The sequence below is a fragment of the Desulforamulus aquiferis genome (assembly GCF_030577015.1).
In the GTDB taxonomy this organism is placed as follows: domain Bacteria; phylum Bacillota; class Desulfotomaculia; order Desulfotomaculales; family Desulfotomaculaceae; genus Desulfotomaculum; species Desulfotomaculum aquiferis.
The window spans coordinates 58236-83530 of the sequence record NZ_JARPTC010000007.1 but is presented as its reverse complement, the minus strand read 5'-3'; the positions used below and the strand labels follow the sequence as shown (position 1 = coordinate 83530).

The window sequence follows — 25295 nt, the reverse complement described above, 5'->3', positions numbered from 1 at the left end:
GACGGAAAACTGCCATATTTACCATATACCTTAGGGTTAGTCTAAATAAAAAGGGGTGTTTTAAGTGAGTAGAAACATAACTCTATTACTAACTCCAAGTGAAACACCATTCTCTGATTCGCGATTTTTCAGTTTCAGCCCCATCCCTTTATCATTAGGGATTTTGCAGGGCTATTTACGTTCCATGGGTCACACGGTAAATTCAACAGATTTGAATATATGTATGCACAGCTTTGCCAACCCTCCGAATGCTCTTCAATGGCTGCCGCTCTTTAATAAAGACCTCATTATTGAACATCTAAATAGTGGTATCTCCACGGGTATGGAAGAGATACTGGATTACTTCATTCAGCAAACTGATGTGGCCCAAAGTGATTACATTGGTATTTCCACCGGAACAAATATGTCTTTCTTTGAAATACACCTGGCGCTCTTGCTGGGTCAAAGAATAAAAGATCAAACTGGAAAATCCATTATTTTTGGCGGTGCTAACCTGGACTTTTTATGGCAGTTTCGTGATGTTTTTCAGGAATTATGGGAGGCTATTTTTAAGAATTCTCAATACATTTTTATCGGGCCTGGAGAGAGATCCTTTGCCAAGCTCATTGAGGGATACCCCTACCGTGAATTGCCGGGTGCTGTATATTTTGACAACGGCGTGATTGTTCGTAATTTTGAAGATGCCCCCACTTTAATTGGTCCAGATTTTCAGGGTTTAAACCTATCCCCCTACAACCTATGCTTCCGAGATGGTGTTGAAAACACAGAAAAAAACCTAGTGCACTATTACAAATGGAACATAACCAAGGGGCCAACAGTTTCTGAAGTAAATCGCCGCACCTTGCCACCCCAAGAAAGAAAGGAAACCCTTATATTACCCTATGTCTTCAATTATAACTGCAGCTATCGGTGTGCCTTTTGCGTACAAAGCCGTGAGGATAAACCGCCTGTGGTTGCTAAGGACGCTCGCTCGGTAGTTGACGATATTGAGGCACTAATCTCAAAACATAATACCGAATACATGCGCTTCTATAATAATGCCTTTAATCTATCTACTTCCTTTGTCCGAGAATTTTGTAACCTAGTTTTAGAAAGGGGTCTCAAGTTTTACTGGAGCGATTGCGCACGTTTTAATAATCTTACAGAAGAGATGGTGGATTTGCTCTATCGGTCCGGTTGCAGAAAACTTGTCTTTGGCCTTGATACCGCCAGCAAGAAAATATCGAAGCTTATCGACAAGAGACTAAATTTAGAGCAAGCCCGCCAAGTCCTTGGCTGGTGTCATGCACGGGGAATTTGGGCAGAGCTCGAGATAATTGTAGGCCTTCCCTATGAACAAGAGGAAGATTTTGAGGACACTTATTGCTTTGTGCAGGAGAATATGCAAAAGGGATATATCACAGGTTTTCATCTTAACCGTTATTTTGTGATCCCCTGCTCCCTGCTTGGCAGTAAGCCTGAGCAGTACGGAATTCGTCTTCACTGTTCCCCGGATGGGTATGAGAAACTTCTTAAGAGAAGTGCAGAAATATTAATTGCGCTCACGGCCCCTCAGGGTGACACCATAAGCATCCCACCTCGTCAATACCAGATTTTAAGATACAGTGAACTGACCGGGCGCACTGTAGAGCAAATTGTTGAGGAAACCGAAGACAAATTCAAACGTATGAGAAGTTTAATGCAGAGGTAAGCGGTTTTCATTGAGGGGAGGTGAAGAAAAAATGAGCCAAAAGCAACTAGAAGCATTTTATCAAAAACTGGCCGAAGACAAAGATTTAAAAGATCAAGTGTCAGCAATCAAGGGAGACATGGCAACTGTCTACGACGGGATGGTCAAGATTGCCAGGGACGCAGGCTTTGATATTACAGCAGAAGACATCAAGGCAGCACGTGCCGGAGACGGTGAACTTGATGACATGGAATTAGACAGTGTGGCTGGTGGATGTGCATCAGTGTGTGGGGAAATTTGTGGCATGTTCCTAGGGCACTGGATGGGTAGGCAGTAATTAGCTCGTGAAAGGGGATTAAGGGCCATGGAATCACGCTACGCAAAATTGAAAGAAGATTGGCTACTTAGAGGTTGGACTGATGTCCCATGGACAATAGTCAACTGGAAAAGCGGTGATTACCATCGGCTCAATCAAGATGGTTTCTACGTCGCACAGTCTTGCGACGGGCGGACAGATTTCGGCTCCTTGGCCTTTCTGCCCAAGCATATCACCATACTTAACAGATTTATAGACCAGGGGATTGCGGAAGAATGCAAGGCAGGGGAGTCGGTTCAATCCGTCCAAGAATATAGGTTGGCCAAAAACACGTTAATTAAGGGGATTCACTGGGCCGTAACGGGTCGTTGCAACTTGAAATGCCGCCACTGTTACATGGATGCTCCATCGGGGCAACTTGGTGAACTTACTGATGGTGAGCTGGAGATTGTCCTTAATTACCTGGTAGAAGCAAATATTTCTTCTGTATCTTTAACCGGGGGAGAGCCCTTCATGAATAAAAACCTGCTTGGACTAATAGGTAGATTAAGCGAAAAAAAGATTCGCCTTGTAGACATCTACACCAACGGTACATTGATTAGCGATACAATCTTGCAGGAATTAAGGGCCATGCATGTTCAACCTATATTTCGAATCAGTTTTGACGGTTGTGGTGCCCACGATCAAATGCGGGGAACCCCTGGAATAGAGGCAAAGGTACTGAGGGCCATTAGCAAAATCAGGTCAGCCGGGTTTGGTGTATCAGTAACCACCAGCATTGATAAGACAAATATCCATAGTTTGATGACAACTTATGAGAAAATGAAAGAGCTAGATATTTATGCATGGGGAGTAGGACGTCCACAACCGGTGGGCTGTGGGCGAGGAATAACCACAGGTCTCCCTTTGGAAGAGATGGCCCTTTCTTGCATAAATTTATTGCAGCGCTGGTTTGAGGATGGACGACCCTTCATGATTGGGCTGGAGGCTTTCTATTCAAATAGCAAAGACGGTGCTGTTAGCCAGACACCCCAGGCGGCCAAGAACTTAGGGCCTGATGATTATGTTTGTTCGTCCTGCCGTCAATGGCCCTATTTGGCCCCCGATGGCAAACTATTACCCTGCATTAGCTATGGAGATACAAATTACATGTCTGAACTACCGAACCTTTTAGAAAAGGGATTTGCCGAAGCCCTAATGAATCCACGACTTCGTTATCTTTTAGATATAAAGAAAGGTGATATCCTGGCACGTAATCCAGAGTGTGCTAACTGTCAGGTGTTCAAAGACTGTGGGACCGGTTGTCGCACTTCTGCTCTAATAGGAAGCGGCAATATCCTGGCAAAGGACCCCATAGCCTGCCAACTCTGGAAAGGTGGTTATAAAAGAAGATTTATGGAAATAGCTTTGGCTTGGGAAAGGAGATAATCCGTTTATGGGCAGTTGTTACGCCCGACTAAAAAAAGAGTGGCTTTTGAGGGGCTGGTCAGATCTACCCTGGGCCTTGGTCAATTGGCGAAATGGTGATTTTAGGGAACTGGCAAAAGACGCTTTTTATGTTGCACAATCTTGCGACGGAGTAACCGACTTCGAATCTATGGCCTTTCTCCCCAGACACACAGCCATCTTAGATAAATTAATTGCTGAAGGGGTTGCCGAGGAATGTAAATTTGGGGAGACATTGGAATACGGTCAGGCGTATAGAAAGGCAGACAATCCCATGATTCGGGGCTTGCTTTGGTCCATTACTGGTCTGTGCAATATGAAATGTCGCCATTGCTTTATGGAGGCCTCTTCCCAGCGCTTTGGAGATTTTTCTATTGATGAAATATGGGATTTAATCAATCAGTTTGAGCAAGCCAATGTATCGGAAATTGCCATAACCGGGGGCGAGCCATTCATGCGCAAAGAGCTACCAGAAATCCTTGAAACCCTCACCTTGAAGAAGATAGGTTTGGCCGAAATCTTTACAAACGGTATGTTGGTTACCGACAAAATCCTTGAAACAATTAAGTTGTCAGGGAATAGGCCCTTTTTCAAGATTAGCTTTGACGGATGCGGTACCCATGACTATATGCGTGGGGTTGTTGACAGCGAAGTAATGGTTATTGAGGGCATTAAAAGGGTCAAGGCCTGGGGTTTCCCCTTTACCATTATCACTTCTGTTGATCGTATTACCCAAATTAACCTTATGGAAACCTATGATCTAATGAAGGAGCTTGAGGTTGACGAGTGGTGGCTTGCCCCCCCGGTGGAAGTGGGTCACTGGCGGGATTCGGATTCTAATGTTTCCCTGGAGGATATGGTGGACCTATGTACCCGGTTACTTCAGCGCTGGTTGGCAGACGACCGCCCCTTTAACATTAAGCTGTGGCGTTTCGGCCTTTTTCGTCGTGCTGAAAATGGCGAAAACCTAAATATCCAATCATCTATCACTCCTGATTCATGGAATTGCGCCGGTACCCATAGTCGTCCTTACCTTCTGCCTGACGGCACTCTGTTACCCTGTGGTGGTTATACCGGTACGAGCCTGTTGGAAAAGATGCCAAATCTTAAAAAACAGTCCCTGTCCCAGGCGTGGACAAATTCTGCATTACGGCACATCTGCGACCTTAAAAAGCGTGACGTGTTAGCTCATAACAAGGGTTGTGATGGCTGCCAGTACTTTGCGGCCTGTGGTAGCGGGTGTCGTGTTATCGCCCTTGGTGAAAAAGGTGACTTGTTAGCCAAAGATCCCGTTGCCTGCCTTCTTTTTAAGGGTGGATATATAGAGCGCCTACAGGAACTAGCAAAACAGGCCAATTATAATGATCAGCAGAAGAATGTAATATCCCAGGAATAGGGTGATAAGATGCAAGAGCGCTACGCAAAACTTACTGATAATTGGCTCCTGAGGGGTTGGTCGGATATGCCCCAAGCCATAACAAATTGGCAGACAGGGCTACTGCGCCAATTTGGTAAAGATTCCTTTTATGTGGCCCAGTCATGCAACGGTAAGACAGATTTCAATTCAATGGCCTTTCTTCCGGGGCACATCAAAGTGTTGGAAAAGTTTATCGCTGAGGGCATAGCCAAAGAATGCCCTTATGATGAATCAATGGAAAATGTTAAGGAATACCGTATGGCTGATAATCCCTTGATTCGAGGGGTCCATTGGGCCATAACAGGCCGCTGCAACATGAATTGTCCCCATTGTTTTATGGAATCCCCTTCCGGGAGATATGGCCATCCGGATCTTAATACTATCAAACTCTTCATTAACCAATTTGTTAAGTCGAACGTGCTCCAGGTCTCTCTGACCGGAGGAGAACCGCTTCTGCGCGAAGACCTGCTGGAAATAATTGAGGAGTTAACTTTAAATAGAATACGCTTAACTGAAATAGCAACTAATGGAACGCTTATTACCACATCCCTCCTTGAATCCATCAAGCAACTGAGACAAAGGCCAGATTTTAAAATCAGCTTTGACGGTGTCGGAGTACACGACCTTATGCGAGGAACCAGGGGAACAGAAGCAAGGGTTACTAATGCAATCCGCCAAGTGGTAGACGCTGACTTACCGGTGGCAGTAACCACTACACTGAACAGGGATAATATCAGCACCCTAAAGGATACCTATGAATTAATGAAAGAGCTGCGTGTTCCGGTGTGGCTAATTGGCAGGCCGCAAACAACCGGCAATTGGTGTGGGGGTGACTCAGCGCTTTCCACCCAAGAAATGGCCGAAGCATGCCTTGATTTATTGAAACGCTGGATAGAAGACGGTCGCCCCTTCTATATTTTGTTGGAGCGCTTCTTCGGTGGTGGTAAGATTCAAAACGTACAACAACATGAGTTGCAGATAAAGTATAACCATGATAGTTACGAATGTCTGTCAGTGCGGGAAAAACCCTACCTGCTGCCGGACGGGAGGCTTCTGCCCTGTGTGGGCTATACAGGGACTTATCTCCATGATCAGATGCCAAACCTTCTGGAACATGAACTTTCGGAGGTCTGGAGCGCTTCATCCTTACGTTCTCTAGTTGATATGAAGAAGAGCCAAGTGCTTACCCATAATTCGGAATGTTCAGAGTGTGATATGTTTACCATCTGTGGTGCTGGCTGCCGGGCATACGCCCTTACAGAGTCAGGTTCCCTGCTGGCCAAGGATCCCTTTGCCTGTGAGGTATGGAAAGGTTGCTACCGGAAACAATTTGACGACATTGTAGCAGGCTGTCATCAAAAGGGGGGTATTGACCCGTGCAAAAAATAGAACGCCGCAAGGCCTATAAAGCTTCCGACCCATTTAGTACTATTACCCGTATACGTAACATCCTAGCCAACTGTGATTTATTTGCCATTGAGGTTCATTACTCTTACCCCGCTCCGGGAGTTAATTGCTGCCGTGTTCTACTGGGCGACAGTGATGTGGCAAACTTAAATATCGGTTCTAACGGAAAAGGGTTAGACCCTCGCTATGCCTTGGCCAGTGCCTATGGAGAAATCCTGGAAAGACTTCAAAACAGTATACTTTTTCCTTTGCGACAACTTAAGTTTGCCACGAAAAGATATCTCACAAATGCACCGACAATGGATGTTTTTAGGGAACGTCTTGAAAGAGAAGACTTGGTGCTGGATTTTCATTATGCACCCGATGAGGTTTATTTGGATACCCACTCCCTGGCAGAAGAGTGTTCAGACGTCTTATCCGCGATGCTACACATTAAGGATATTGCCAGTCAAAGGGAATATTTGCAAGGGTCTTTTGGCCAAGAGGCTGTGGGTTGTTTACCGTACTACTCTGTTTTCCAAAGCCAGGTGCGATTGTTGCCAATTAAACTTATCTGGAATACCTGCGGTACTAACGGAATGTGTGCAGGTAACACACCTAAAGAAGCACTCATTCAGGGAATATCAGAGGTCTTTGAACGGTTTGTTATTAGATGCATATATCAACAAGAGATTACCCCGCCTACAATTCCATTAGAATGTTTTCAAAATACCGTCATACTGGATAGGCTCAAGAGCTTAGAGGAAGCTACTGGTATTACTGCCACCATTAAGGATTGTTCCCTGAACATGGGACTGCCTGTTTTGGGCTTATTATTGGTTAACCCAAAAACCAACCGCTACACCTTCCATGTGGGTGCTGATCCTTCACCCATAACTGCGCTGGAGCGTTGTCTTACTGAGATTTATCAGGGAAGACCCCAAGATGTGGAGGCTAGATTTCACCCCATGCCCGTTAATTTCAATGAAAAGTCACCTGATTTGAGCTGGCGGGCGGCATATTATGAAACCACCTCAAGTGGCTTTGGACAGTGGCCAAGCTGCATCTTTTCAGAAACTGATACTTATTCGTTTACTGGTTTTTCTAACCCCATATCTTACAGTGATGCAAATGACCTTGCTTATTTGGTTAATAAGGTAAAGGAGTTGGGGCGAGATCTCTTCATCCGCGATGTCTCTTTCCTTGACTTCCCGGCCTTTCAAATATATATACCCGGGATGAGTGAGACTGATTTTATCTTTGAGAAAACTGATTTTCCCAACTGGATGGATATTGTCAGAAATCACCGGACGCTGCTTAACTTAAGACAAGCCACAGATGATTGTGTAGTAAATCTGGCTAATGCTATCTCCAGAACAGCTGGGCTTACCATGCCTGTATCCTTTGAGCCCAGACGTTGGTTTTTGAGCAATGTTCACCCTGAGTTGCAGCAACTGTCTAAGGATTATCTGCTCACCATGCTTTATCTCCGGATAGGCAGCTATAATGAAGCGGCAAATTATATGGATATGTTCATGCAATCAGAATTTTCCCATAACGGTCCCAGACTTTATTATCGGGCACTGCACAGCTATCTGCAGGCTAAGGCCAATGACCTTCCGGAGGATAAAATCAAAGATATGTTAAACGACCTTTACGGAAAAGCTATGGTCAGCCGTGTTTTCGACAGTGTGGGTAGCCCTGAAAAAATCTTCGGACAAGAACTTTGGCCTTCTTGTTTCGACTGTGATATCTGCGGCATCAGGAGTTCCTGTCGCTATTTAAATGTGTTACGCAGAGTTAAGGCGATACAGAGAATACAACAAGCCAATCTGCCAGATCAGAGATCACTTTCAGATATTTTTGGGCTAGTAGACATTAAATAAAAATCCTCTGCAAAAGCACGGGAGTGACGGTAGGGATAGAGATTATGTATAAAACTAAAGCGCTGTTTATCGGGTGCGGGGATGCCCAGGAACTACTCCCACTGGCAGACCAGCAGGAACAGCTTCTAATCGGACTAGAGCCAACTGATGAACTTTTTGCCAGGGCATGTGATAACCTAAAAGATTTTAAGAACGTACTGCTTATAAAGCAGAGAATACAAGATTGGGAAGCTGCAGAATATCTTGGGGATATTGACCAGATCTTTTTTATCTTTCCCACTCCTGCTGTTTTGCGCGGTCAAGCCAAGGTGAACACTGCTAAAATCTTCTCCCTATTATCCCAAAACGGTGTATTCATTCTATACACTGAGGTTACCTTGACAGATTGGCCTGATCCCGATGATAGGGCAAGATTACAGGCTTTCTTGCAGTCTTTAAGTGAGGAATGTCTTTCTATCACAGTTGCAGAGATAAATTATGAACAACTACCCCTAATGGCTAAGCAATCTCACTGCGGTATATTGTTTAAGGCCCACAACATAACCAAGTTTACATTGATAGAAGCAAAAAAATAGTCAGGCTTTGCATTATTGCATATTCCACAATAGGCACAAGCCTGATCCGGACCTTAATCCGGTCCTAGATGGTTGCCCTTTTTAGGGGCTCCTCGTCACTGGTTATACAAATAGTCGTGGTGTAAATCACCCCTCTCGATAAGATATTTACTTAAGGATTTTTTAAAAAAGTTCCGCTACCTCATCAAAGGTCATTAGCTTACCTTTATTTTTGGGTTGTTGGGGTGGTCAATGGTAGTTCTTTCCTTGCGTTGTGCCATGTTTTTCCTCCTAATAAAAAAAGTAGTGTGGGGCTAATAACTAACCACCGCACACTACTCGTTTGGATCTTTTTTCTAGGAAAATTATAGGCTGGCACGTATCAGAGAGTTTATCCACAGAGCATGTATTAAAAGCAATTGAAAAGGCTAAAGCGAATAGAAAAGTCGGTCAACCAGTTATCATCCATTCCGATCGTGGGTCGCAATATGTATCTAAAAGCTATCTTGAAGCTACACCGGCAGCACATTTTATCCACAGTTACTCAAATAAGGGTAACCCCTGGGACAATGCATGTATAGAAGCTTTCCATGCCTTAATAAAGCGAGAATGGCTCAACCGATATGTGATCAAAAATGCTAGACACGCTCATGAATTAGTATTTGAGTATATTGAGACTTTCTACAACACCGTTAGAATTCATGAATATTGTGGCATGATGTCACCCTATGATTTCGAGGGCACTTTAGCGTGTTAAATTGTTAAACTAGGATTGTTTCTACTTTTAATCTGTCCGAAATCTTGACTGAAGACCAGGAAGGGCTTCGTAGGCAGCAGTGCGAACACGTTTTAGCCAATAATAATAACTCGCCGGACTAATGTTATTATCAGCACACCATGCAGAAACCGTTTGCCCACTACTGCGACATTCTCGGACAAGGTCAATCCACTTATTCAATTGATACTGGTTGGTCACTTCCCTAGTATTCATCTCTAAACCTCCTTTAGAGTTTTTCTAGTGAACTCGAAAAACTCCAAAAACTCTAATTTAGAGAATTGTCCCAACTAATTAGGGAAGTTTCCATACACCGACTTACTAGACGCTTACTTTGTAATACCACGGCTCCTAAAATCGCTGGCATTGACAGAAGGAACGAAAAGCGAGCCGCTGCCTGTCTGTTAATGCCTCGGAATAAGGCTCCGGCAATTGTAGACCCAGACCTTGAGACCGCGGGAAAAATTGCGGCACCCTGTAAGGTTCCTACTATTAATGCATCTTTGAAAGAGATTTCTGAGATACCCTTAGTTCCCTTAGTTTTCATATTATCGGCTACCCAAAGAAGTGTTCCGGTTATCAGAAACCCCCAACCCACTGTTGAACCAGTAAGAGCTATTTCTTCAAAGTCCATGCGATGGTCTCCTTATTATTGAGATTCTGGACAGGACTACCTGTTCTATCTTACTTATAAGGAGATTTTTAATTTCTAGATTATTAATTTTGAGCTTGACAAAAACAAATTATTTAAATGCAACTCTAGTGATTTTTGATGTAAAAACTTTGTTTAATTATTCTCTATAGTAATTTATATATTGAGCAGGGGTTCCATAGTTGTAATAACCACTAAAGTTTGGATATGTTGAATCAAAGTAAACGTAAATAGGTGCATAATCTAGTTGGGGATGTGGGTTATGACATACATCAGGCTACGGGCACTGGCTTGGGTTTAGCCATTGTTAAAGGCAGTTGCAAAAAATCTAACTTCAAAAGTCAAGGGCCTATGGCCACATGTCATAGACTTAGCGACCTTGCCCGGCCGCACTTACGAATGGCATTTGTTGATACCTTTGCAATTTGAATTCTTTCTGAAGTGTCATTATCTTAGCTATCATTTCAAATTTATCCGAATTTCCCATTATTACCTCTCCAAGCTGCCTTTACCTTTATTAACCAAGATTTTATTTGATAGTATTTTAGCTTAATGGTTTATGTTTCTGTTCTGTATGTTGGAGTAAATTGCTATGCCTTGCATTAAGAGATATGTGAGCAAGTGCAATCGCAACACCAATTACCACTCCAGCTATTGAATCAGAAAACCAATGTACACCACCTTTGTCACCGAATATTGTAGCAAGCACAACCCACACTACCCATATAGCCCCAGCAATTTTTATTCTTAGACTACATCCAAAAATAATACTAAAAATCATTGCTGTATTAGTTGCAGTGTGACCTGATGGCCATCCCTCAACAACAGAAGCTAATCCATTTATTAGAAGACCGAATTCAAATGAATTGCTTCTTATGTAGGTGTCAGTGATAGATATGACCTCTGGATGAACTCTGGATGTTATTGCCTTAAGAATAGTCACGACAGTCAATGAAAACACAACGGCCTTAATGCTCAATAGTCCTCTATCCCTATCCTTTAAGAGAATGATCAAAGGAACTACAATTGGAGCGATACCCCCAATATACAGTGGCAACCAACTCCATATTAAACTAAAGTGTTCATTTTGTAGTTGAGCAATTTCATTTATTAAAGCATCTAAACCAGAATATGCACAAAGTATTGTAAAAAGATATAACAATGGTATGAGTAGCAATAAATACGAGTCTTTGATAATAGTTAGTAAATAACTATTCTTTGCTTTAAAAAACTTAATAATGATATTTTTACTTTTCATAGTCATTATACTACCTCATTAAAAATAAAAATCTTTGTTTTTAGAAAACAACTAGGGAAGGATTCATTGGTCTAGTGATATTTAACCAAATAAATCAGAATACTCCTAGATGCTGTGCACCTAAAACCCCTACCCCTAAAAACCAGACATAAAAAGAAAAGATTTTTAAAGATCCACGCTGGAGAATGGCCAGCATCCACTTAACCGCAACATAACCTGATAGTGCTGCTGCAAGAGTTCCAAACAATATAGGGACTAGCCCGATAGATTCAACTTGCCCACCTGCTAACTTAGCACCTTGTAATACCACGGCTCCTAAAATCGCTGGCAATGAGAGAAGGAACGAAAAGCGAGCCGCTGACTGTCTGTTAATGCCTCGGAATAAGGCTCCGGCAATTGTAGACCCAGACCTTGAGACCGCGGGAAAAATTGCGGCACCTTGTAAGGTTCCTACTATTAATGCATCTTTGAAAGAAATTTCTGAGATATCCTTAGTTCCCTTGGTTTTCATATTATCGGCTACCCAAAGAAGTGTTCCGGTTATCAGAAACCCCCAACCCACTGTTGAACCAGTAAGAGCTATTTCTTCAAAAAAATCTTTAAAAGTAAAACCAATTATTACGGTAGGTATTGTACCGGCGATGATTAATAGTGCTAATTTACTAAAGGGATTCTTAATCATATACACAATGTCTTTCCAAAAAACCACAGTTACTGCTATAAGTGTTCCGAAGTGGAGCATCGTGTCAAGTAACAACCCAGCCTCAGATAGACCAAGCAATTTTCTTCCTAGCAGAAGATGGCCGGAACTGCTTATTGGCAAAAACTCAGTTAGACCCTGTACAATCCCCAGAACAACAGCCTTTAATAAAACTTCCATAGGTCACCTCATTTAAAATTTGCTAGCATTGCTATTATAACAAAGAATTACTATCTAATTCTATAACCACTAATGCAAAACGGGTAGAGAGCTAGCTAATAGCTGTTGTCCAGAGATAATTACTTATGTTTTAAATTATTGTATAATAATCGCTGTTAGAAGTTCACCAGTAAGTTTACAAGGATTTTATTAATATTAATAAATCTGTTAGAATAAACTTTAGTCAAGGTAGGGTTAATACAGTGACATATTAAAAAAGGGAGAGTGGTTCCATAATTATGGGTGACGACACGTCATTCAGTTTAATTATTTTTCAAATTTTATTAGCATTATTATTAGTGTTTTTAAATGGAATTTTTGTTGCTGCTGAATTTGCCTTCGTAAAAGTTAGATCTACACGGCTGGCACAGCTAGTTTCTGAGGGTAATCGCAGAGCAAAAGTTGCACAGGTTTGTGTTAATAGAATTGATGCATACCTATCAGTTTGTCAACTAGGTATTACGTTATCTAGTCTTGGATTGGGTTGGCTTGGAAAACCTGTTGTAGGTAAGCTAATTGAGCCGCTGTTGTTTTTCTTTGGCGTAACCTCACCTGCCGCGGTTAGTAGTGTTTCATTTGTGATAGCCTTTTCTATAGTGACTTTTATGCATGTTGTTTTCGGTGAATTAGTTCCTAAGTCATTAGCCATTCAGCGTTCGGAAAGCGTTACCCTGTGGTTAGCTTCCCCGATGACCATGTTCTACTACTTGTTCTACCCCGGTATAGTAATTTTTAACGGAACTGCTAATAAACTTCTAAAAATGCTCGGGGTTAAGCCTGCAAATGAGCACGATGAAAGTCACAGTGAAGAAGAACTCCAAATGCTTGTTTCCGAGAGCTATAAAGGTGGTCATTTGGATAAAAATGAATGGCGGCTACTCCAGAATGTATTTGAATTTGAAAGAAAAGTTGCCAGAGAAGTTATGGTTCCCCGTCCAGATGTCGTATTTCTGGATAGAAGGAAGTCCATTGAAGATAACCTAGCATTAGCAAGAAAAACTGAACACACCCGGTTTCCTCTCTGCGATGGGGACACAGACCATGTAATAGGGCTTGTACACATTAAAGACCTCTTTAGACTTGATGTAGGGGCAAGTATTGATAAGGTAAGAAGAAATATCATGATGGTGCCCGAAGGAATACCCCTAGATAAACTTCTAAGGCAATTCCAACATAATCACCAGCACATGGCTTTAGTGGTGGATGAATACGGTGGTACCAGTGGTATAATTACAATGGAAAATATATTGGAGGAACTGGTAGGAGAGATACAGGATGAGTTTGATCAGGAGCTACCACAAGTAACCCCGGAGAACGAAGGAACGTTCCTAGTTGATGGTCGCATACTCCTGGAAGAGGCATCCCAGTTATTTGACCTACCGATTGGTGATGAGGGAGAATACAATACCCTTGGAGGATTTGTCTTTGGCAAACTAGGAAAAAGACCCAGAGTGGGGGATATCGTAGAATTGCCAAGCCACCAACTTGAAGTGGTAGAAATGCAAGGACTCCGCATTCACCGTATCCGATTAAATATATTAAGCAAGGAATTAACTGAAAAAACCGTAGCCTAACATGGAACCCTAGACTCTTTTGTCTAGGGTTCTTTTAATTGAGGCAAATCTATCATTTCTATTCGTCTTATGGTATTGTTTTCAAGTTCAGAAATAGTAAACTTAATATTTTTATACTCAACAGACTGCCCTAATTCTGGTCTTTTATGGGATTCCTCCAAAAACCAACCACCTAGAGTAAATACGCCTTTTGCTTCCAAATTTAAGCCAAACTCAATATTAAAATCTGAGAGAGGATATCTGGCATCCAATGAATAATAACCCTCTCCGAGAACTTCTACTATATTTCGTTCTTCATCATGTTCATCCTGAATCTCTCCTACAATTTCTTCTAAAATATCCTCAATAGTTAAAAGCCCTGCAGTTCCACCGTATTCGTCCACTACAACGGCCAGTTGGCTTCGGTTTTTCTGCATTTTTTTTAAAATCTCGTCAATAGGGGTTTGTTCTGTAATTATCATTACAGGTCTAAGAGACTGTTTTAAAAAGGTGTCTAAGCTGAGGAAATTTAGGTCTTTGACGCCACTAAAACACAAATCCTTGGTATTTATAAACCCTATAATCCTGTCTTTATCACCATCACAGACAGGGTATCTTGCATACTTTTCCTCGGTTATTACATTAAAATTATCTTCCCAGCTTAAATTGGTATATAAGCAAACCATGTCAGTTCTGGGAACCATAACTTCACCAGCTACACGATCTGCAAAGTGGAGGCAATTGCGGGCCAGTTGTAATTCTGTCTGAGTTATTTCGCCTCCCTCGTGGCTTTGCAGTAAGATCATACGAATTTCTTCCTCTGAATGGATCTGGTGATGTTCAGAAACAGAGTGGAGTCCAATTAATCGAATGAGATAACCTGCTGCACCATTTAAAAGCCAGATTGCCGGATACATAATTTTATAAAATAGTATCAGCGTTGGCGATAAAGCCATAGTTACTTGTTCTGCACGCTGAATAGCAAGGGTTTTTGGGGCCAGTTCACCAGCAACCACATGTAAAAATGAAATGATAGAAAATCCAATTATAAAGGATATTCCTCCAGCAACGTTTCCAGGTAAACCTAGATATTGTATTACCGGTGCTATTAAATCTGAGATGGCTGGTTTTCCTATCCACCCCAATGCCAGTGCAGTAAGTGTTATGCCTAATTGGCAAGCCGAAAGATAGCCATCAAGGTTATGAATAACTTGACGAACTGTCTTTGCTCTTTTATTGCCTTCTTGAATTAATTGTTCAATGCGCGAGTCTCGTACTTTTACAATGGCAAACTCTGCTGCTACAAAAAAAGCAGTAGCAGCTATAAGTAGAACAACAAGAAACAAATTTACTAGTGTTATCAATGAAAAAACCCCATTTAGCTTACTATCATTATTTTATTTTGCCCAGCACCTAAAGACATATCCATATAAGTCCAGCTAGTTCTTGAGTTTTGACTTGTGAGCATATCAATTAGTATGATTCGTTAGTGTGAATCAATTCCATAAAAAAGTTGACCAGGTAGCCGTTATAAATGGAAAGAGGGAAAGGGTTTAAAAAATGATAGCTATACGAATGTACTCGTACCGTTTTGATTATATAGGAGGTGGCTCTTTTGATGGCAGGAGTGGCTCAAATTTTGGCACGAGTATTATATTTTGTTGTCTTTATTCACGTTCATTACATATTTGAGAAGTTAAGGCGGTATGTAACGCCTACAATGAAAGAGTTAAATAAGGCAGTTGAAGACGCGGAATTTGATGTATAAAAGCGGTTTACCTTTTATATATAGTTATTTTTCCAAATATTAACAGGAAATGCACATACAAGACCGAATAAAGTTATGTAGAAATTAAAAGGAGGCATTTGTATATATTTTGAAACATGATTGTAATAATTCTCGGCATAGCATTGTTATGTGCGGATTGGTTAAAGTATGGTAAACCAGAGTATCGCCCTTACTTTTTACTAGCTCTTGGGTGGCCTCCTTAGAATCAGAAATACTCACGGGTTGCGTTAACCAAAATTAACTGCAAAACTATGGAAAAATAATAGCGCAGCGCGCTACTGGCCCCGCTTCGGCGGGGGCTTTTTCTTTTACCAAATGCTGATATATGTTGACTCAGAATTTCAAACGTGCTAATATTTAATATTAGGGGGATTTTTCTATATGTTGCATTCTATTCACATTTGGAAATAATAGGCAATAAAAAGCAGTTTCACATTTTAATGTGGGCTTATTTGTCGTGCCTATTTTGCGAATGTATGCACAGCAACCAAGTGATTATAAGTCATGGTTTATAAAGCTATGATTTAGTTTTGTTGTGTTATTATTCGTACTATATATGCAGGTCAATGCTCACATTGAGAATTGACCTGCATTTTTTATTGCCTTTTTTATTATTCCAAAATAAATAGAAAAGGACATAGAAAAATGAAATATTTGCACAGACATACTCCTGATGATATCAGGAGTGTTCCATACGGATTTACCTACAAAGAAATGGTGGAGGTCATTGGTGAGAGTGAAGCGAGATCCTTATACTCGTCACTATATAAGCATTCACCCAAAAAAGAATACCTAACTATGTCGCTAAAAACAGTCTACAAGGACGGCAACACTGAAAAATATGTTTTTGAGTTGTTAGACGGCAAGTGTATTGAAATGGTTTTTATTAAACGTCAAGATGGCGGAACGGTTTGCGTGAGTACACAAGTCGGTTGTTCCGTTGGTTGTATCTTCTGCGAGTCCGGGCGGAATGGCTTTGTTCGTAATCTGACGCCATCAGAAATCGTACAGCAGGTTATACTACTACGTCGAAAGGTAAATCGTATCGTTTTTATGGGTATGGGAGAGCCGCTATTCAACTATAGCAACTTTATAAAGGCAATTCACATTCTGCGAGACAGAAACGGCCTGAACTTTCCCACGGACGGCATCACAGTATCAACTGTCGGCCCAGTTGAACAACTGAAAAAATTGCGTGAGGAACATCTTAAAATTCAGTTGACAATCTCTCTGCATGCAACAACACAGGCTACAAGAAACCGTATTATTCCCAATATGCACAGATACGATATTAACGATGTTGTCAATGAGGCATTGTCTCATGCTAAACGGCATAATCGAAAAGTCGTGTTTGCGTATTTGTTTTTGCAGGGAATAAACGACAAGCCTTCTGATGTGCGTCAACTGGCAAGGTGGTTCCGTGGGAAAAATGTCATGCTCAATCTACTGGAATATAATCCTACAAGTAATACACAAATTAAAAAGCCAGCAAAACAGGAAATGACTTCATTCAAACAGCAGTTGGAACGAGCCGGGCTCGAAGTTACAATGAGAATTTCCCATGGTAGAAATATTAAGGCGGCTTGTGGACAGTTGGCTAATAAATACAATGAAAAGAATAAATAAAAAGCGCCAGCCGGGGAAACTACCTCGGCTGGCGCTTAAATGTCAATATGGAGTGGGGTGCATTTTTTGTGAGTATTGCATTCGGAGGAAATTTAGTCTTACGAAAACGCTCCTAATACAAGAGGGGGTGCAAAATTTCAGCCTTGCAGGCTGGAAGTTAGAAATTTTAGTTATTTATAGCTGGACGCGCTATGTTGCGTGGTTTCAATGCAAAAGGCATTAAGGACGCAAAGCCCCATATTTACGGGCACAATTAAAGCCACCCATTATAGGTGACTTTCATTGTATCAAAAGATGTCCTTTTCTTTGGTGTCGGAGGCGGGACTTGAACCCGCACGGTTTCCCACACGCCCCTCAAACGTGCGCGTCTGCCGATTCCGCCACTCCGACATGTTTCAATCGCAAGTGTAATTATAGCATGACAAATATTTAAATTGCAAGAAGTTTTGAATAAGAAATATGTGTAATTTGTTAAGAAATTAGCATTTGCTAGCAAAGTGATCATTATCACCTAGGCCCAGTGATTACCATCATTTATAGATTAATCAAGTTTTAGTATCCTTTGTTTAAGAAATAAAACAAGGGGGTCAAACAAATGACTAAAAAAGATGGATGGATGAAATGGCGCAGGGAATTAATGGATAACTGCGGGCAATGTGTGGGATTTAGAGCTAAGGGTTTGGAACTTCCGGCAGTGGGTGAGGGGCATGTTTGCACACCTAATGATGCGTGTCCAAAGCATTGTCCTGGCTTTCAGATTGACTTCGATAAGATTTCCGAAGAGATAGCTGCACGTCATAAAAATACAGTTTCTGCAGAACCTGTAGAAAAAAACGTTGATGAGTCCAAAATCATAAAAGAGGAAGTTGAACCAAATCCAGAAACTGTTAGTTGTGTGAAATGTGGTCGTACAGAGTATAATGGAGTACTGCTTCCTTGTAGGACAAATGGCAATAACTCATGGATCTGCACTAAATGTTTGCCCAGTCTTATACATGGCTAAGACCAATGTGACGGCCACATTGGTCTTTCTTCTAGTAATATTCCTCAACTATATCTTTATCCATATCCTTAAGGGTATTTATCATATCTCGGATTACATGGTGTTTATAGGCGTAAATAGCGGGAACATCCATGCAGTCTAGGGCGTTGTTGCTGGCTGTGCCGACTATGATATGGATACTGTCGGCCTGCTTGAGGAAGGTTGCTAATCTGCTGGCGCCATCCTTTCGGAATTGCAGTTCACTAAGCTTGGTGTTACCCTTTAAATGTTCCAAGGTTTGCACTAGGGTCACAGCACCCTCTGTTACAAGATCTATGCCGGGCAGCAGACCAACGGGCGGGACATCATCCGAGACTGAGGATAAGTCCACAAAAACTTTGCGCCCTAGTACCCGAGCTACAATTTCGCCTGTAGTTCCTCCGCAAACGACCTTTCTGCCAGGGGATTCCATAAGTCTTCTGACCAATTTGCGGTCGTCCTCTTTATTTTGAGGAGGTCCGATTAACATCGTGACATGAATGGGATGGCGGACCTTAATGGCTACTACGGTAACATCATCTCCAGGCTTTTCACCATAGAGATTATAACAGAGTGCAGCAATTTCGTCCGCCCATTCCTGGGCGCTTTTTTGTTTGTCAGAGGTATCCTCAATGAATTTTCCAATCCTCTCCCGGTTCCATGTTAAATTCATGCGGCCATCAATGCCGGCATTAATTACTCCGTCAGAGGTTAAAACCAGCCAGTCTTGATCATCCACATCAAGGCTATATTCGGAAATCTTTTTTCCTGCAATGACATGTTCTTCCCGGCGAGGGGTAAAAAGCTTGTTTCTGTTACCGATAAATACACCAGGATTATCGTATTCAACCAGACGGGTTTTTCCGTTGTTTTCGATTTGCAATATTGAAAAGGTGCTGTAGGCAGCGTTAATATCCCTGTCAATGGGCAGGGTTCTGGCAACCGTATCAATTACCTCGGCAATGTTTCCACCAAGCCTAAGCATGGTAGCGGCTGTCTTTGTGGTTAGGCGTGAGAGGATATTTGCCTTAACTCCGCTGCCTAGGCCGTCTGACACCACCACTAGGTCGGACTGGCCGGTATGAACAATTTCCACACTGTCACCACAGAGTTCCTCGCCATACTTTTTAAGCTGGGCAACGCCAATATCTAAACGTATCTTCAAGGGCGGCACTCCTTTCCGCTTTTACAGGGGGTCTTGCCGCATTAGCTTGATTAGTTTCCCCAGTTGGACCTTTGTTTCTGCTGTGGTTTCACCCAGCAGACCGGCAATTTCCTGGGCCATAATCATTTGCTTTTCTATAACCTCCTGGGCCTGCTGGATAGTCTGGCTTTTAACCAGGTCTGTTTGCTCCCTCCTACGCTTTTCAGCGGTAATGTCTACAAATATTCCCACCACTAGATCTGTATTTTTCACTGGAAAGATGATTTCCCTGGTGACTATGCCAAGGTCAGGATAAGTACTGGTATTGGTTAGCATTTCACCTGTTTGTATCACCTTGAGGAAATTGGTTGCAGGTATTAGGGCTAGTAGCCTTTGACCGACTAATTCAGAGGAAGAACAATTGAATAGATTTTCTGCTGCCTGGTTCATTTCCAGTATATCCAGGTTCTTGCCAACAACTATAATTCCGTTAGGCATGGCTGAAATAACCAGATTTGACATGGATTCAGCCCTTTTGCGCATGTAGGGTATGCACATCTCAACCTCTGCTTTGCCCTGATAGACAGCTATAGCCTTGTCTCTACAGGAGTTATAGCCGCAGTTTCCACAGTTGAATTCCTGGCCAGGTGTTACCTTGCCAGTCTTAGCAAGGATTCCTTTAATTTCTACCTCTGATGGCACAAGTTGGATTACCTTTCTATTGCGAAAAGTCCGCTTAAGTGACAGGGCTGGTAATTTTAGCTCTGGGGTTTCAAAGGCGCAATCAGCTGAAGAATTATAGTACTCCAGGAGCTTACGCTGGCGCATGAAAAGACTTTCCTCAAGGCAAAGGGAGAGGGGGCCGTTGACACAGCCGCCTTTACAGGCCCATAGTTCCATTAGCTTTGGCGGGTTGGCTATTTCCTTCTTAGAAAGGTGTTTAATAAAGTCAATGCAATTATCTAAACCTGACATTGTAATAAAGGTTTCGCCGGCTTCCCTCAGTTCATCTGATACAGTCCAGACCATACCGCCCTCCACCGGAAAAATGCGGTTGTGGCAGGGAGAGAAGTTATCGAAGGATGTAGGTGGCTCACCTTTAGGGTCTAATTTCTTTTCTTCAATCCACCCCCACAGCTCGTTAAAGCCAAGGAAGAAATCTACAGTATCTTCTAGTCCAAGAAGCTGGGCCTCATCACGCTTAGCTGCACAGGGGCCAATGTAAACTACCTTTGAGTCGGGGTTCATATGCTTAATAATACGGCCTTGGGCGATCATTGGGGATATCACCGGTGCCAACATGGGAATTAATTCTGGATAGTGTCTTTCAATTAGGTTGACAATTACAGGGCAATAACTAACCAGGATAGGCTCCTTAAAGCCTATCTCCAAGTACTGCTTTGTCACTTGGCCAGCTCCGATAGAGGTCTCTTGGACCTGAGCAAATCCCAGTTTTTTTATCAGTCCTGGTAATACATCGGGATTTTTTAAGGGTAGTGCACTGATAAAAGAGGCTGCCACCACAGCGGTAACCGGGACACCTTCAGCCAGTAAGCTTTGGACCTGCTCAAGGTCTGATACCGGCTTTTTAGCCCTTTGTGGACAGGCCAAAATGCACTGGCCACAATGAACACAGAGGTCATCAATCACCTGGGCATGGGGTTTCCGTGTAATCCCACTGGAATTAATCCTAATGGCTTTAAGTTGGCAAATTCTAACGCAGCGATAGCAATCGCGGCATTTTGCACCGGTATAGATTAGGCCCACCAACACACCCCGTTTCTTTGGTATTGATAAATTCTATTTGTAACTTTCAACTCGTAAACTATTTTTCCTCCAAAAATTTTTAAATTGTGTATTGAAGGGTCAGGTTTTGAATGATATATTAAAACCAGGTAAACTAAAATAGTGTCAATAGTTTACCTAGATTAGAACATGTTTGTAAATATAAACCATATTTATGGGGGAGTGGCTATGAAAAAGAATTTGGCCCGTCTTGTTGTGGTTGCATTGCTGGTGGTGGGGGTCCTAGGGTATCTGGGTTATGATTATTATGTAGGAGAAAAGGATAGCCGACTGACTGTTTCGGGAACCATTGAGGTTACTAAGGTGGAGTTAAGTGCCAAGGTTCCAGGTACCCTAGGCGGTATCTCAGTTAAATCGGGCGACAGCTTGACTAAGGATCAACTGGTAGCAGAGATTATCAGAAATGATTTGGAGGCACAGAAGGAGCGGGATTCCCTGGGAGTATTTAAGGCTGAGGCCCAGCTGGCTGATTTGACTTCCGGTGCCAGGGTTCAAGAAATAAAAGAGGTATCGGCCCAGGTGAACATTGCTCTGGCTGGACTAGAAAAGGCCAAAGCAGATTATTTGAGGGGTGAAGAGCTGCTGAAAGAAGGGGCTATGACCACCGACCAATTTGAAAAATTATCAACTGAGCTTACAATCAAGGAGTCCCAACTGGAGGCGGCCCAGGCTAAATTGAACCTGCTGCAATCGGGGAGTCGACCCGAGGCAATAAGGGCTGCGACTATTGAGATGGAGCGGACTAAGGCCGTGCTAAAGGCCTCTGAAGCACTCCTTGAGGATACTAAAATTTATTCTCCCTTTGATGGAACGGTTCTAGCAAAAAATAGAGAAGAGGGTGAGTTTGTTCCGGCAGGTGCATCAGTGGTGTCCCTGGCAAACCTGAAAGATATGTGGATTAAGGTTTATGTACCTACGGATGATTTACCCAAGGTAAAACTGGGACAACAGGTATCTTTTACTGTGAGTGGCAGTGATGCTAGCTTCCAAGGAACCATTGAGGAGATTGCTACCCAGGGGGAGTTTACACCTAAAACTATTCAGACCAAAAAAGAGCGTACCAATATAGTCTACGGGGTCAAAATCAGGATAGATGACCAGCAAGGTATACTAAAGCCGGGGATGCCTGCAGATGTTACCTTTTAATATAGGGGTGGTCAAAAATGATCATAACTGAGAAGCTATCTAAAGAATTTGGTACCCTAGCTGCTGTTAGCAATGTTTCGATACATGTTCAGATGGGGGATGTTTTTGGACTGGTAGGGCCAGACGGGGCAGGTAAAACTACTTTAATAAGAATGATCTGCGGTCTAATAACACCCACGGGGGGAAAGGTTAAGCTCCTTGGTGAGAGCTTTGGCTACATGCCACAGAAATTTAGTCTATATGGTGACTTAACAGTTATGGAAAATATAAATTTCTTTGGAGCTATGTACAGGCTTAAGGGTGAAGTTATTAAGGAAAGGGCAGATGAGATTCTGGAGATAACAAATATGCTGGCCTTTAAGGACCGTTTTGCAGATAATTTATCCGGTGGCATGAAGCAAAAACTTGCCCTAACCTGCGCACTAATCTCCAGGCCCCGTCTATTAGTACTGGATGAGCCAACCTTTGGTGTTGATCCCGAGTCCCGTAAGGAGTTTTGGAAAATCCTTTACCAGTTAAATAAGGATGGTATGACAATATTGGTATCCACCCCTTATATGGATGAAGCAGAGCTTTGCAAGAAGGTAGGGTTCATGGATAACGGAAAAATGGTGGCGGTGGATTCACCCTCCAAGTTAAAACGCAGTTTTCCTTACAGCATCCTTGAGGTCAAGGCGGCCACAAGGGAACCAGGAATTTTTCAAGGAGTGAAGGGAGTAGTGGATGCCGGGTTCTTTGGGGATAAATATCACCTGGTGGTAGAGGACCTTCAAGGGACTAGGGAGATATTAATATCCTTTCTTAGGGATCGGGGAGTAGAGATATTTTCTATCAAGGAAACATCACCAACCATGGAAGATTTATTCATATCTCTGGCTGAGAAAGAGGTGTACTAATGGATATTGCTGTTGCTACCAATGAGCTGACCAGAGTTTTTGGCAGTTTCATTGCAGTCAATAAACTGTCTATTAATATTGAAGCCGGAGAAATATATGGATTCCTGGGACCAAACGGATCAGGAAAGTCGACCACCATTAGAATGTTGTGTGGTATTTTGGAGCCCAGCTCCGGGTCTGGAAAGGTACTGGGCTATGATCTGGCCAAAGAGTCCGAAAAGATAAAGACTAGGATTGGCTATATGTCACAAAAATTTAGTCTTTATGATGACCTCACCGTATATGAAAACTTAAATTTCTACTCCGGACTTTACGATGTCCCGGTTAGGGAGAGAAAAAGCAGGATAGCAGAGATGGTGGAAATGGCCAAGTTAACAGGGCGGGAAAAGGAGCTGGTTGCAAATCTGAGTGTTGGTTGGAAACAGCGGCTGGCCCTGGGCTGTGCCATTATATCTAGACCATCCATATTATTTCTGGATGAGCCCACCAGTGGAATTAGTCCCACCAGTAGAAAGATGTTCTTTAATATCATCCAGGAACTGGCCAATGGTGGAACAACAATCATGGTAACCACTCACTTTATGGATGAGGCAGAGCGCTGCAACACCATTGCCTTTATCTCGGAGGGAAGTTTGATAGCTAAAGACACACCGGATAATTTAAAGGGCAAGGTCATAAAAGGAAGCATGGTAGAGTTAAATGTTGATGAACCTGTGGAACGAATAAATGAAATTGAAGCATTGCCCTATGTAAGGGAATGCTCCATTCATGGGCCGCTGCTGCATGTTTTGCTTGAGGCGGATGAAAGCATCCCGTTACTTGAGGCCCAGACTGGAAGCAAGGCCAAGAGGATTGTGCCTTCCTTGGAGGATGTTTTTATTACTTTGTCCAGGCAGAAAAGGGGGGAGGGTTAGCGTGGGTAGAATAATTGCCATACTTTATAAGGAATTTCTCCAAATGAAACGAGACAGGTTGACCATTGGATTGATTTTTATGCTGCCCATGGTGCAGCTTCTGCTGTTTGGTTTTGCTATCCAAACCGAGGTCAAACATGTTCCCACTGTAATATTTGACCAATCCCTCTCCCAGGAAAGCAGGGAGATGCTGGATGCCTTTAGAGCCTCCGGATATTTCGATATTGTAGAGGTGGCCGGCAGCTATGGAGAAGTAACACATCTCATTGATAGTGGGCAGGTAAAGGCGGGTATAATATTTCCCCCTGATTTTGCCAGGAATCTGACCAGGGGAGATACGGCACCGATACAGGTGCTGGTGGATGCCACTGATAACATGGTTTCCTCTTCGGCCATTGCCACTGCCAACGCCATTGGCATGTTAAAGTCCCAGCAGGTGCTGGCCCAGCGGGCGGGGGGAATGGAAATACCCTATGACATTCGAGTAAGAACCTGGTACAATCCAGACGGCATCACCGCCTATTTCATGGTGCCGGCAATTTTAGGCATTATAGTAACCATGACTATGGTTATGATGACTTCTATGGGTATTGTAAGGGAGAGGGAGAGGGGTACCCTGGAGCAGCTTATCGTTACCCCCATCAAGTCCTATGAACTTATGATTGGTAAAATCATACCTTACATTGCCCTGGGGTACTTGCAAATTACCGTTGCCCTATTGGTGGGAGCCATAGTTTTTGCCGTACCCATCAGGGGAAGTATTATTCAGCTTTATCTACTTACCCTATTCTTTATTACCGCTTCCCTTGGTATGGGGGTGTTTATTTCTAATATTGCCAAAAACCAAATGCAGGCCATGCAGATGTCGTTTTTTGTTTTTTTGCCCAGCATTTTACTTTCGGGCTTTATGTTCCCCCGGGAGGCTATGCCCCAGGTAATTCAGTGGATTAGCAACTTGATTCCTTTGACCTATTACCTCACAATAATCAGGGGCATAGTTTTAAAGGGCATAGGTTTTTCCTATTTGATACCCCAAGTCTTGGCGCTGTTAGTTTTTTCAATAGTAATGATGACGGCCAGTATCATTAAGTTTAAGAAAAAGATAGCCTAATAGGGGTGGTG

At 42.6% G+C, this 25295-nt stretch carries 23 protein-coding genes and 1 tRNA gene; 16 read left to right on the top strand and 8 right to left on the bottom strand.

Annotated elements, in window-relative coordinates; genetic code table 11:
- Window positions 1-64: 64 nt before the first annotated feature.
- The 8 genes from P6N53_RS05790 to P6N53_RS18720 all read left to right on the top strand — a co-directional run bounded on the left by P6N53_RS05790 (window position 65) and on the right by P6N53_RS18720 (window position 9431).
- Window positions 65-1690: a B12-binding domain-containing radical SAM protein gene (locus P6N53_RS05790; protein ID WP_304541827.1), complete on the top strand. Its 1626-nt coding sequence runs from the start codon at window positions 65-67 to the stop codon at window positions 1688-1690.
- A gap of 31 nt (window positions 1691-1721) precedes the next feature.
- Entirely contained in the window at window positions 1722-2006 is a 285-nt protein-coding gene (locus tag P6N53_RS05785) for a Nif11-like leader peptide family natural product precursor (RefSeq protein ID WP_304541826.1), read from the top strand.
- A 27-nt stretch (window positions 2007-2033) separates the two neighbouring features.
- Window positions 2034-3413, top strand: coding sequence for a radical SAM/SPASM domain-containing protein (locus P6N53_RS05780; protein WP_304541824.1), 1380 nt, complete (start codon window positions 2034-2036; stop codon window positions 3411-3413).
- 7 nt (window positions 3414-3420) lie between these two features.
- Window positions 3421-4827 carry a radical SAM/SPASM domain-containing protein gene (locus P6N53_RS05775; protein ID WP_304541823.1) on the top strand — a complete coding sequence of 469 codons (1407 nt, stop codon included), beginning with the start codon at window positions 3421-3423 and terminating at the stop codon, window positions 4825-4827.
- 9 nt (window positions 4828-4836) lie between these two features.
- A complete protein-coding gene (locus tag P6N53_RS05770) occupies window positions 4837-6237 on the top strand; it encodes a radical SAM/SPASM domain-containing protein (RefSeq protein ID WP_304541822.1) in 1401 nt (466 codons plus the stop codon).
- Window positions 6225-8120: a YcaO-like family protein gene (locus P6N53_RS05765; RefSeq protein WP_304541821.1), complete on the top strand. Its 1896-nt coding sequence runs from the start codon at window positions 6225-6227 to the stop codon at window positions 8118-8120. Before P6N53_RS05770 ends, P6N53_RS05765 begins: the two co-directional genes overlap by 13 nt.
- A 44-nt stretch (window positions 8121-8164) precedes the next feature.
- Window positions 8165-8695 (top strand): class I SAM-dependent methyltransferase, encoded by a 531-nt coding sequence (locus P6N53_RS05760; protein WP_304541820.1) that lies wholly within the window; start codon window positions 8165-8167, stop codon window positions 8693-8695.
- 322 nt (window positions 8696-9017) lie between these two features.
- Entirely contained in the window at window positions 9018-9431 is a 414-nt protein-coding gene (locus P6N53_RS18720) for a DDE-type integrase/transposase/recombinase (RefSeq protein ID WP_373322994.1), read from the top strand.
- Between the two features lie 27 nt (window positions 9432-9458).
- Here P6N53_RS18720 and tnpA read toward each other — a convergent pair whose 3' ends face one another.
- From tnpA to P6N53_RS05740, 4 genes are all read right to left on the bottom strand, one after another.
- A complete protein-coding gene (gene tnpA, locus P6N53_RS05755; RefSeq protein WP_502550520.1) occupies window positions 9459-9665 on the bottom strand; it encodes an IS66 family insertion sequence element accessory protein TnpA in 207 nt (68 codons plus the stop codon).
- 52 nt (window positions 9666-9717) lie between these two features.
- On the bottom strand, window positions 9718-10083 hold the full coding sequence (locus tag P6N53_RS05750; protein WP_304541819.1) for an undecaprenyl-diphosphate phosphatase: 366 nt from the start codon (window positions 10081-10083) through the stop codon (window positions 9718-9720).
- 562 nt (window positions 10084-10645) lie between these two features.
- On the bottom strand, window positions 10646-11365 hold the full coding sequence (locus tag P6N53_RS05745; protein WP_304541818.1) for a phosphatase PAP2 family protein: 720 nt from the start codon (window positions 11363-11365) through the stop codon (window positions 10646-10648).
- Between the two features lie 88 nt (window positions 11366-11453).
- Window positions 11454-12239, bottom strand: coding sequence for an undecaprenyl-diphosphate phosphatase (locus P6N53_RS05740; RefSeq protein ID WP_304541817.1), 786 nt, complete (start codon window positions 12237-12239; stop codon window positions 11454-11456).
- A gap of 278 nt (window positions 12240-12517) precedes the next feature.
- Here P6N53_RS05740 and P6N53_RS05735 point away from each other — a divergent pair, with 278 nt between their 5' ends.
- Window positions 12518-13852, top strand: a complete 1335-nt coding sequence (locus tag P6N53_RS05735) for a hemolysin family protein (RefSeq protein ID WP_304541815.1) — start codon at window positions 12518-12520, stop codon at window positions 13850-13852.
- 23 nt (window positions 13853-13875) lie between these two features.
- Here the strand turns inward: P6N53_RS05735 and P6N53_RS05730 are convergent, their stop codons facing one another.
- Entirely contained in the window at window positions 13876-15195 is a 1320-nt protein-coding gene (locus tag P6N53_RS05730; protein ID WP_304541813.1) for a hemolysin family protein, read from the bottom strand.
- A gap of 251 nt (window positions 15196-15446) precedes the next feature.
- Between P6N53_RS05730 and P6N53_RS05725 the strand changes: the two genes are divergently transcribed.
- Window positions 15447-15599: a hypothetical protein gene (locus P6N53_RS05725; protein ID WP_304541812.1), complete on the top strand. Its 153-nt coding sequence runs from the start codon at window positions 15447-15449 to the stop codon at window positions 15597-15599.
- Window positions 15600-16265: 666 nt separating this feature from the next.
- Complete coding sequence (rlmN, locus tag P6N53_RS05720; RefSeq protein WP_304541811.1) at window positions 16266-17246, top strand: 23S rRNA (adenine(2503)-C(2))-methyltransferase RlmN; 981 nt, start codon at window positions 16266-16268, stop codon at window positions 17244-17246.
- A gap of 307 nt (window positions 17247-17553) precedes the next feature.
- On the opposite strand, the gene P6N53_RS05715 is transcribed toward rlmN, so the two are convergent.
- Window positions 17554-17636, bottom strand: a tRNA-Leu gene (locus P6N53_RS05715).
- Between the two features lie 205 nt (window positions 17637-17841).
- Here P6N53_RS05715 and P6N53_RS05710 point away from each other — a divergent pair.
- Window positions 17842-18249, top strand: coding sequence for a hypothetical protein (locus P6N53_RS05710; RefSeq protein ID WP_304541810.1), 408 nt, complete (start codon window positions 17842-17844; stop codon window positions 18247-18249).
- A 31-nt stretch (window positions 18250-18280) separates the two neighbouring features.
- Here P6N53_RS05710 and P6N53_RS05705 read toward each other — a convergent pair whose 3' ends face one another.
- Window positions 18281-19432 carry a SpoIIE family protein phosphatase gene (locus P6N53_RS05705; protein ID WP_304541809.1) on the bottom strand — a complete coding sequence of 384 codons (1152 nt, stop codon included), beginning with the start codon at window positions 19430-19432 and terminating at the stop codon, window positions 18281-18283.
- Between the two features lie 21 nt (window positions 19433-19453).
- Window positions 19454-21178 carry a [Fe-Fe] hydrogenase large subunit C-terminal domain-containing protein gene (locus P6N53_RS05700; RefSeq protein WP_304541808.1) on the bottom strand — a complete coding sequence of 575 codons (1725 nt, stop codon included), beginning with the start codon at window positions 21176-21178 and terminating at the stop codon, window positions 19454-19456.
- Window positions 21179-21385: 207 nt separating this feature from the next.
- Between P6N53_RS05700 and P6N53_RS05695 the strand changes: the two genes are divergently transcribed.
- The 4 genes from P6N53_RS05695 to P6N53_RS05680 are packed head-to-tail and all read left to right on the top strand — an operon-like array spanning window position 21386 to window position 25284.
- A complete protein-coding gene (locus tag P6N53_RS05695; RefSeq protein ID WP_304541806.1) occupies window positions 21386-22363 on the top strand; it encodes an HlyD family secretion protein in 978 nt (325 codons plus the stop codon).
- Window positions 22364-22380: 17 nt separating this feature from the next.
- Entirely contained in the window at window positions 22381-23259 is an 879-nt protein-coding gene (locus tag P6N53_RS05690) for an ABC transporter ATP-binding protein (protein ID WP_304541805.1), read from the top strand.
- Complete coding sequence (locus P6N53_RS05685) at window positions 23259-24173, top strand: ABC transporter ATP-binding protein (RefSeq protein ID WP_304541803.1); 915 nt, start codon at window positions 23259-23261, stop codon at window positions 24171-24173. The genes P6N53_RS05690 and P6N53_RS05685 overlap by 1 nt, the downstream gene beginning before the upstream one ends.
- 1 nt (window position 24174) lies before the next feature.
- Entirely contained in the window at window positions 24175-25284 is a 1110-nt protein-coding gene (locus tag P6N53_RS05680; protein ID WP_304541801.1) for an ABC transporter permease, read from the top strand.
- Window positions 25285-25295 lie beyond the last annotated feature (11 nt).

Bases quoted from the DNA above. Each gene is read 5' to 3' on its own strand.
- P6N53_RS05780 (WP_304541824.1), top strand. From the start codon at position 2,034: ATGGAATCACGCTACGCAAAATTGAAAGAAGATTGGCTACTTAGAGGT.
- P6N53_RS05685 (WP_304541803.1), top strand. From the start codon at position 23,259: ATGGATATTGCTGTTGCTACCAATGAGCTGACCAGAGTTTTTGGCAGT.
- P6N53_RS05775 (WP_304541823.1), top strand. From the start codon at position 3,421: ATGGGCAGTTGTTACGCCCGACTAAAAAAAGAGTGGCTTTTGAGGGGC.
- P6N53_RS05690 (WP_304541805.1), top strand. From the start codon at position 22,381: ATGATCATAACTGAGAAGCTATCTAAAGAATTTGGTACCCTAGCTGCT.
- P6N53_RS05770 (WP_304541822.1), top strand. From the start codon at position 4,837: ATGCAAGAGCGCTACGCAAAACTTACTGATAATTGGCTCCTGAGGGGT.
- P6N53_RS05750 (WP_304541819.1), bottom strand. From the start codon at position 10,083: ATGGACTTTGAAGAAATAGCTCTTACTGGTTCAACAGTGGGTTGGGGG.
- tnpA (WP_502550520.1), bottom strand. From the start codon at position 9,665: ATGAATACTAGGGAAGTGACCAACCAGTATCAATTGAATAAGTGGATT.
- P6N53_RS05785 (WP_304541826.1), top strand. From the start codon at position 1,722: ATGAGCCAAAAGCAACTAGAAGCATTTTATCAAAAACTGGCCGAAGAC.
- P6N53_RS05745 (WP_304541818.1), bottom strand. From the start codon at position 11,365: ATGACTATGAAAAGTAAAAATATCATTATTAAGTTTTTTAAAGCAAAG.
- P6N53_RS05760 (WP_304541820.1), top strand. From the start codon at position 8,165: ATGTATAAAACTAAAGCGCTGTTTATCGGGTGCGGGGATGCCCAGGAA.
- P6N53_RS05710 (WP_304541810.1), top strand. From the start codon at position 17,842: ATGACTAAAAAAGATGGATGGATGAAATGGCGCAGGGAATTAATGGAT.
- P6N53_RS05735 (WP_304541815.1), top strand. From the start codon at position 12,518: ATGGGTGACGACACGTCATTCAGTTTAATTATTTTTCAAATTTTATTA.
- P6N53_RS05695 (WP_304541806.1), top strand. From the start codon at position 21,386: ATGAAAAAGAATTTGGCCCGTCTTGTTGTGGTTGCATTGCTGGTGGTG.
- rlmN (WP_304541811.1), top strand. From the start codon at position 16,266: ATGAAATATTTGCACAGACATACTCCTGATGATATCAGGAGTGTTCCA.
- P6N53_RS05740 (WP_304541817.1), bottom strand. From the start codon at position 12,239: ATGGAAGTTTTATTAAAGGCTGTTGTTCTGGGGATTGTACAGGGTCTA.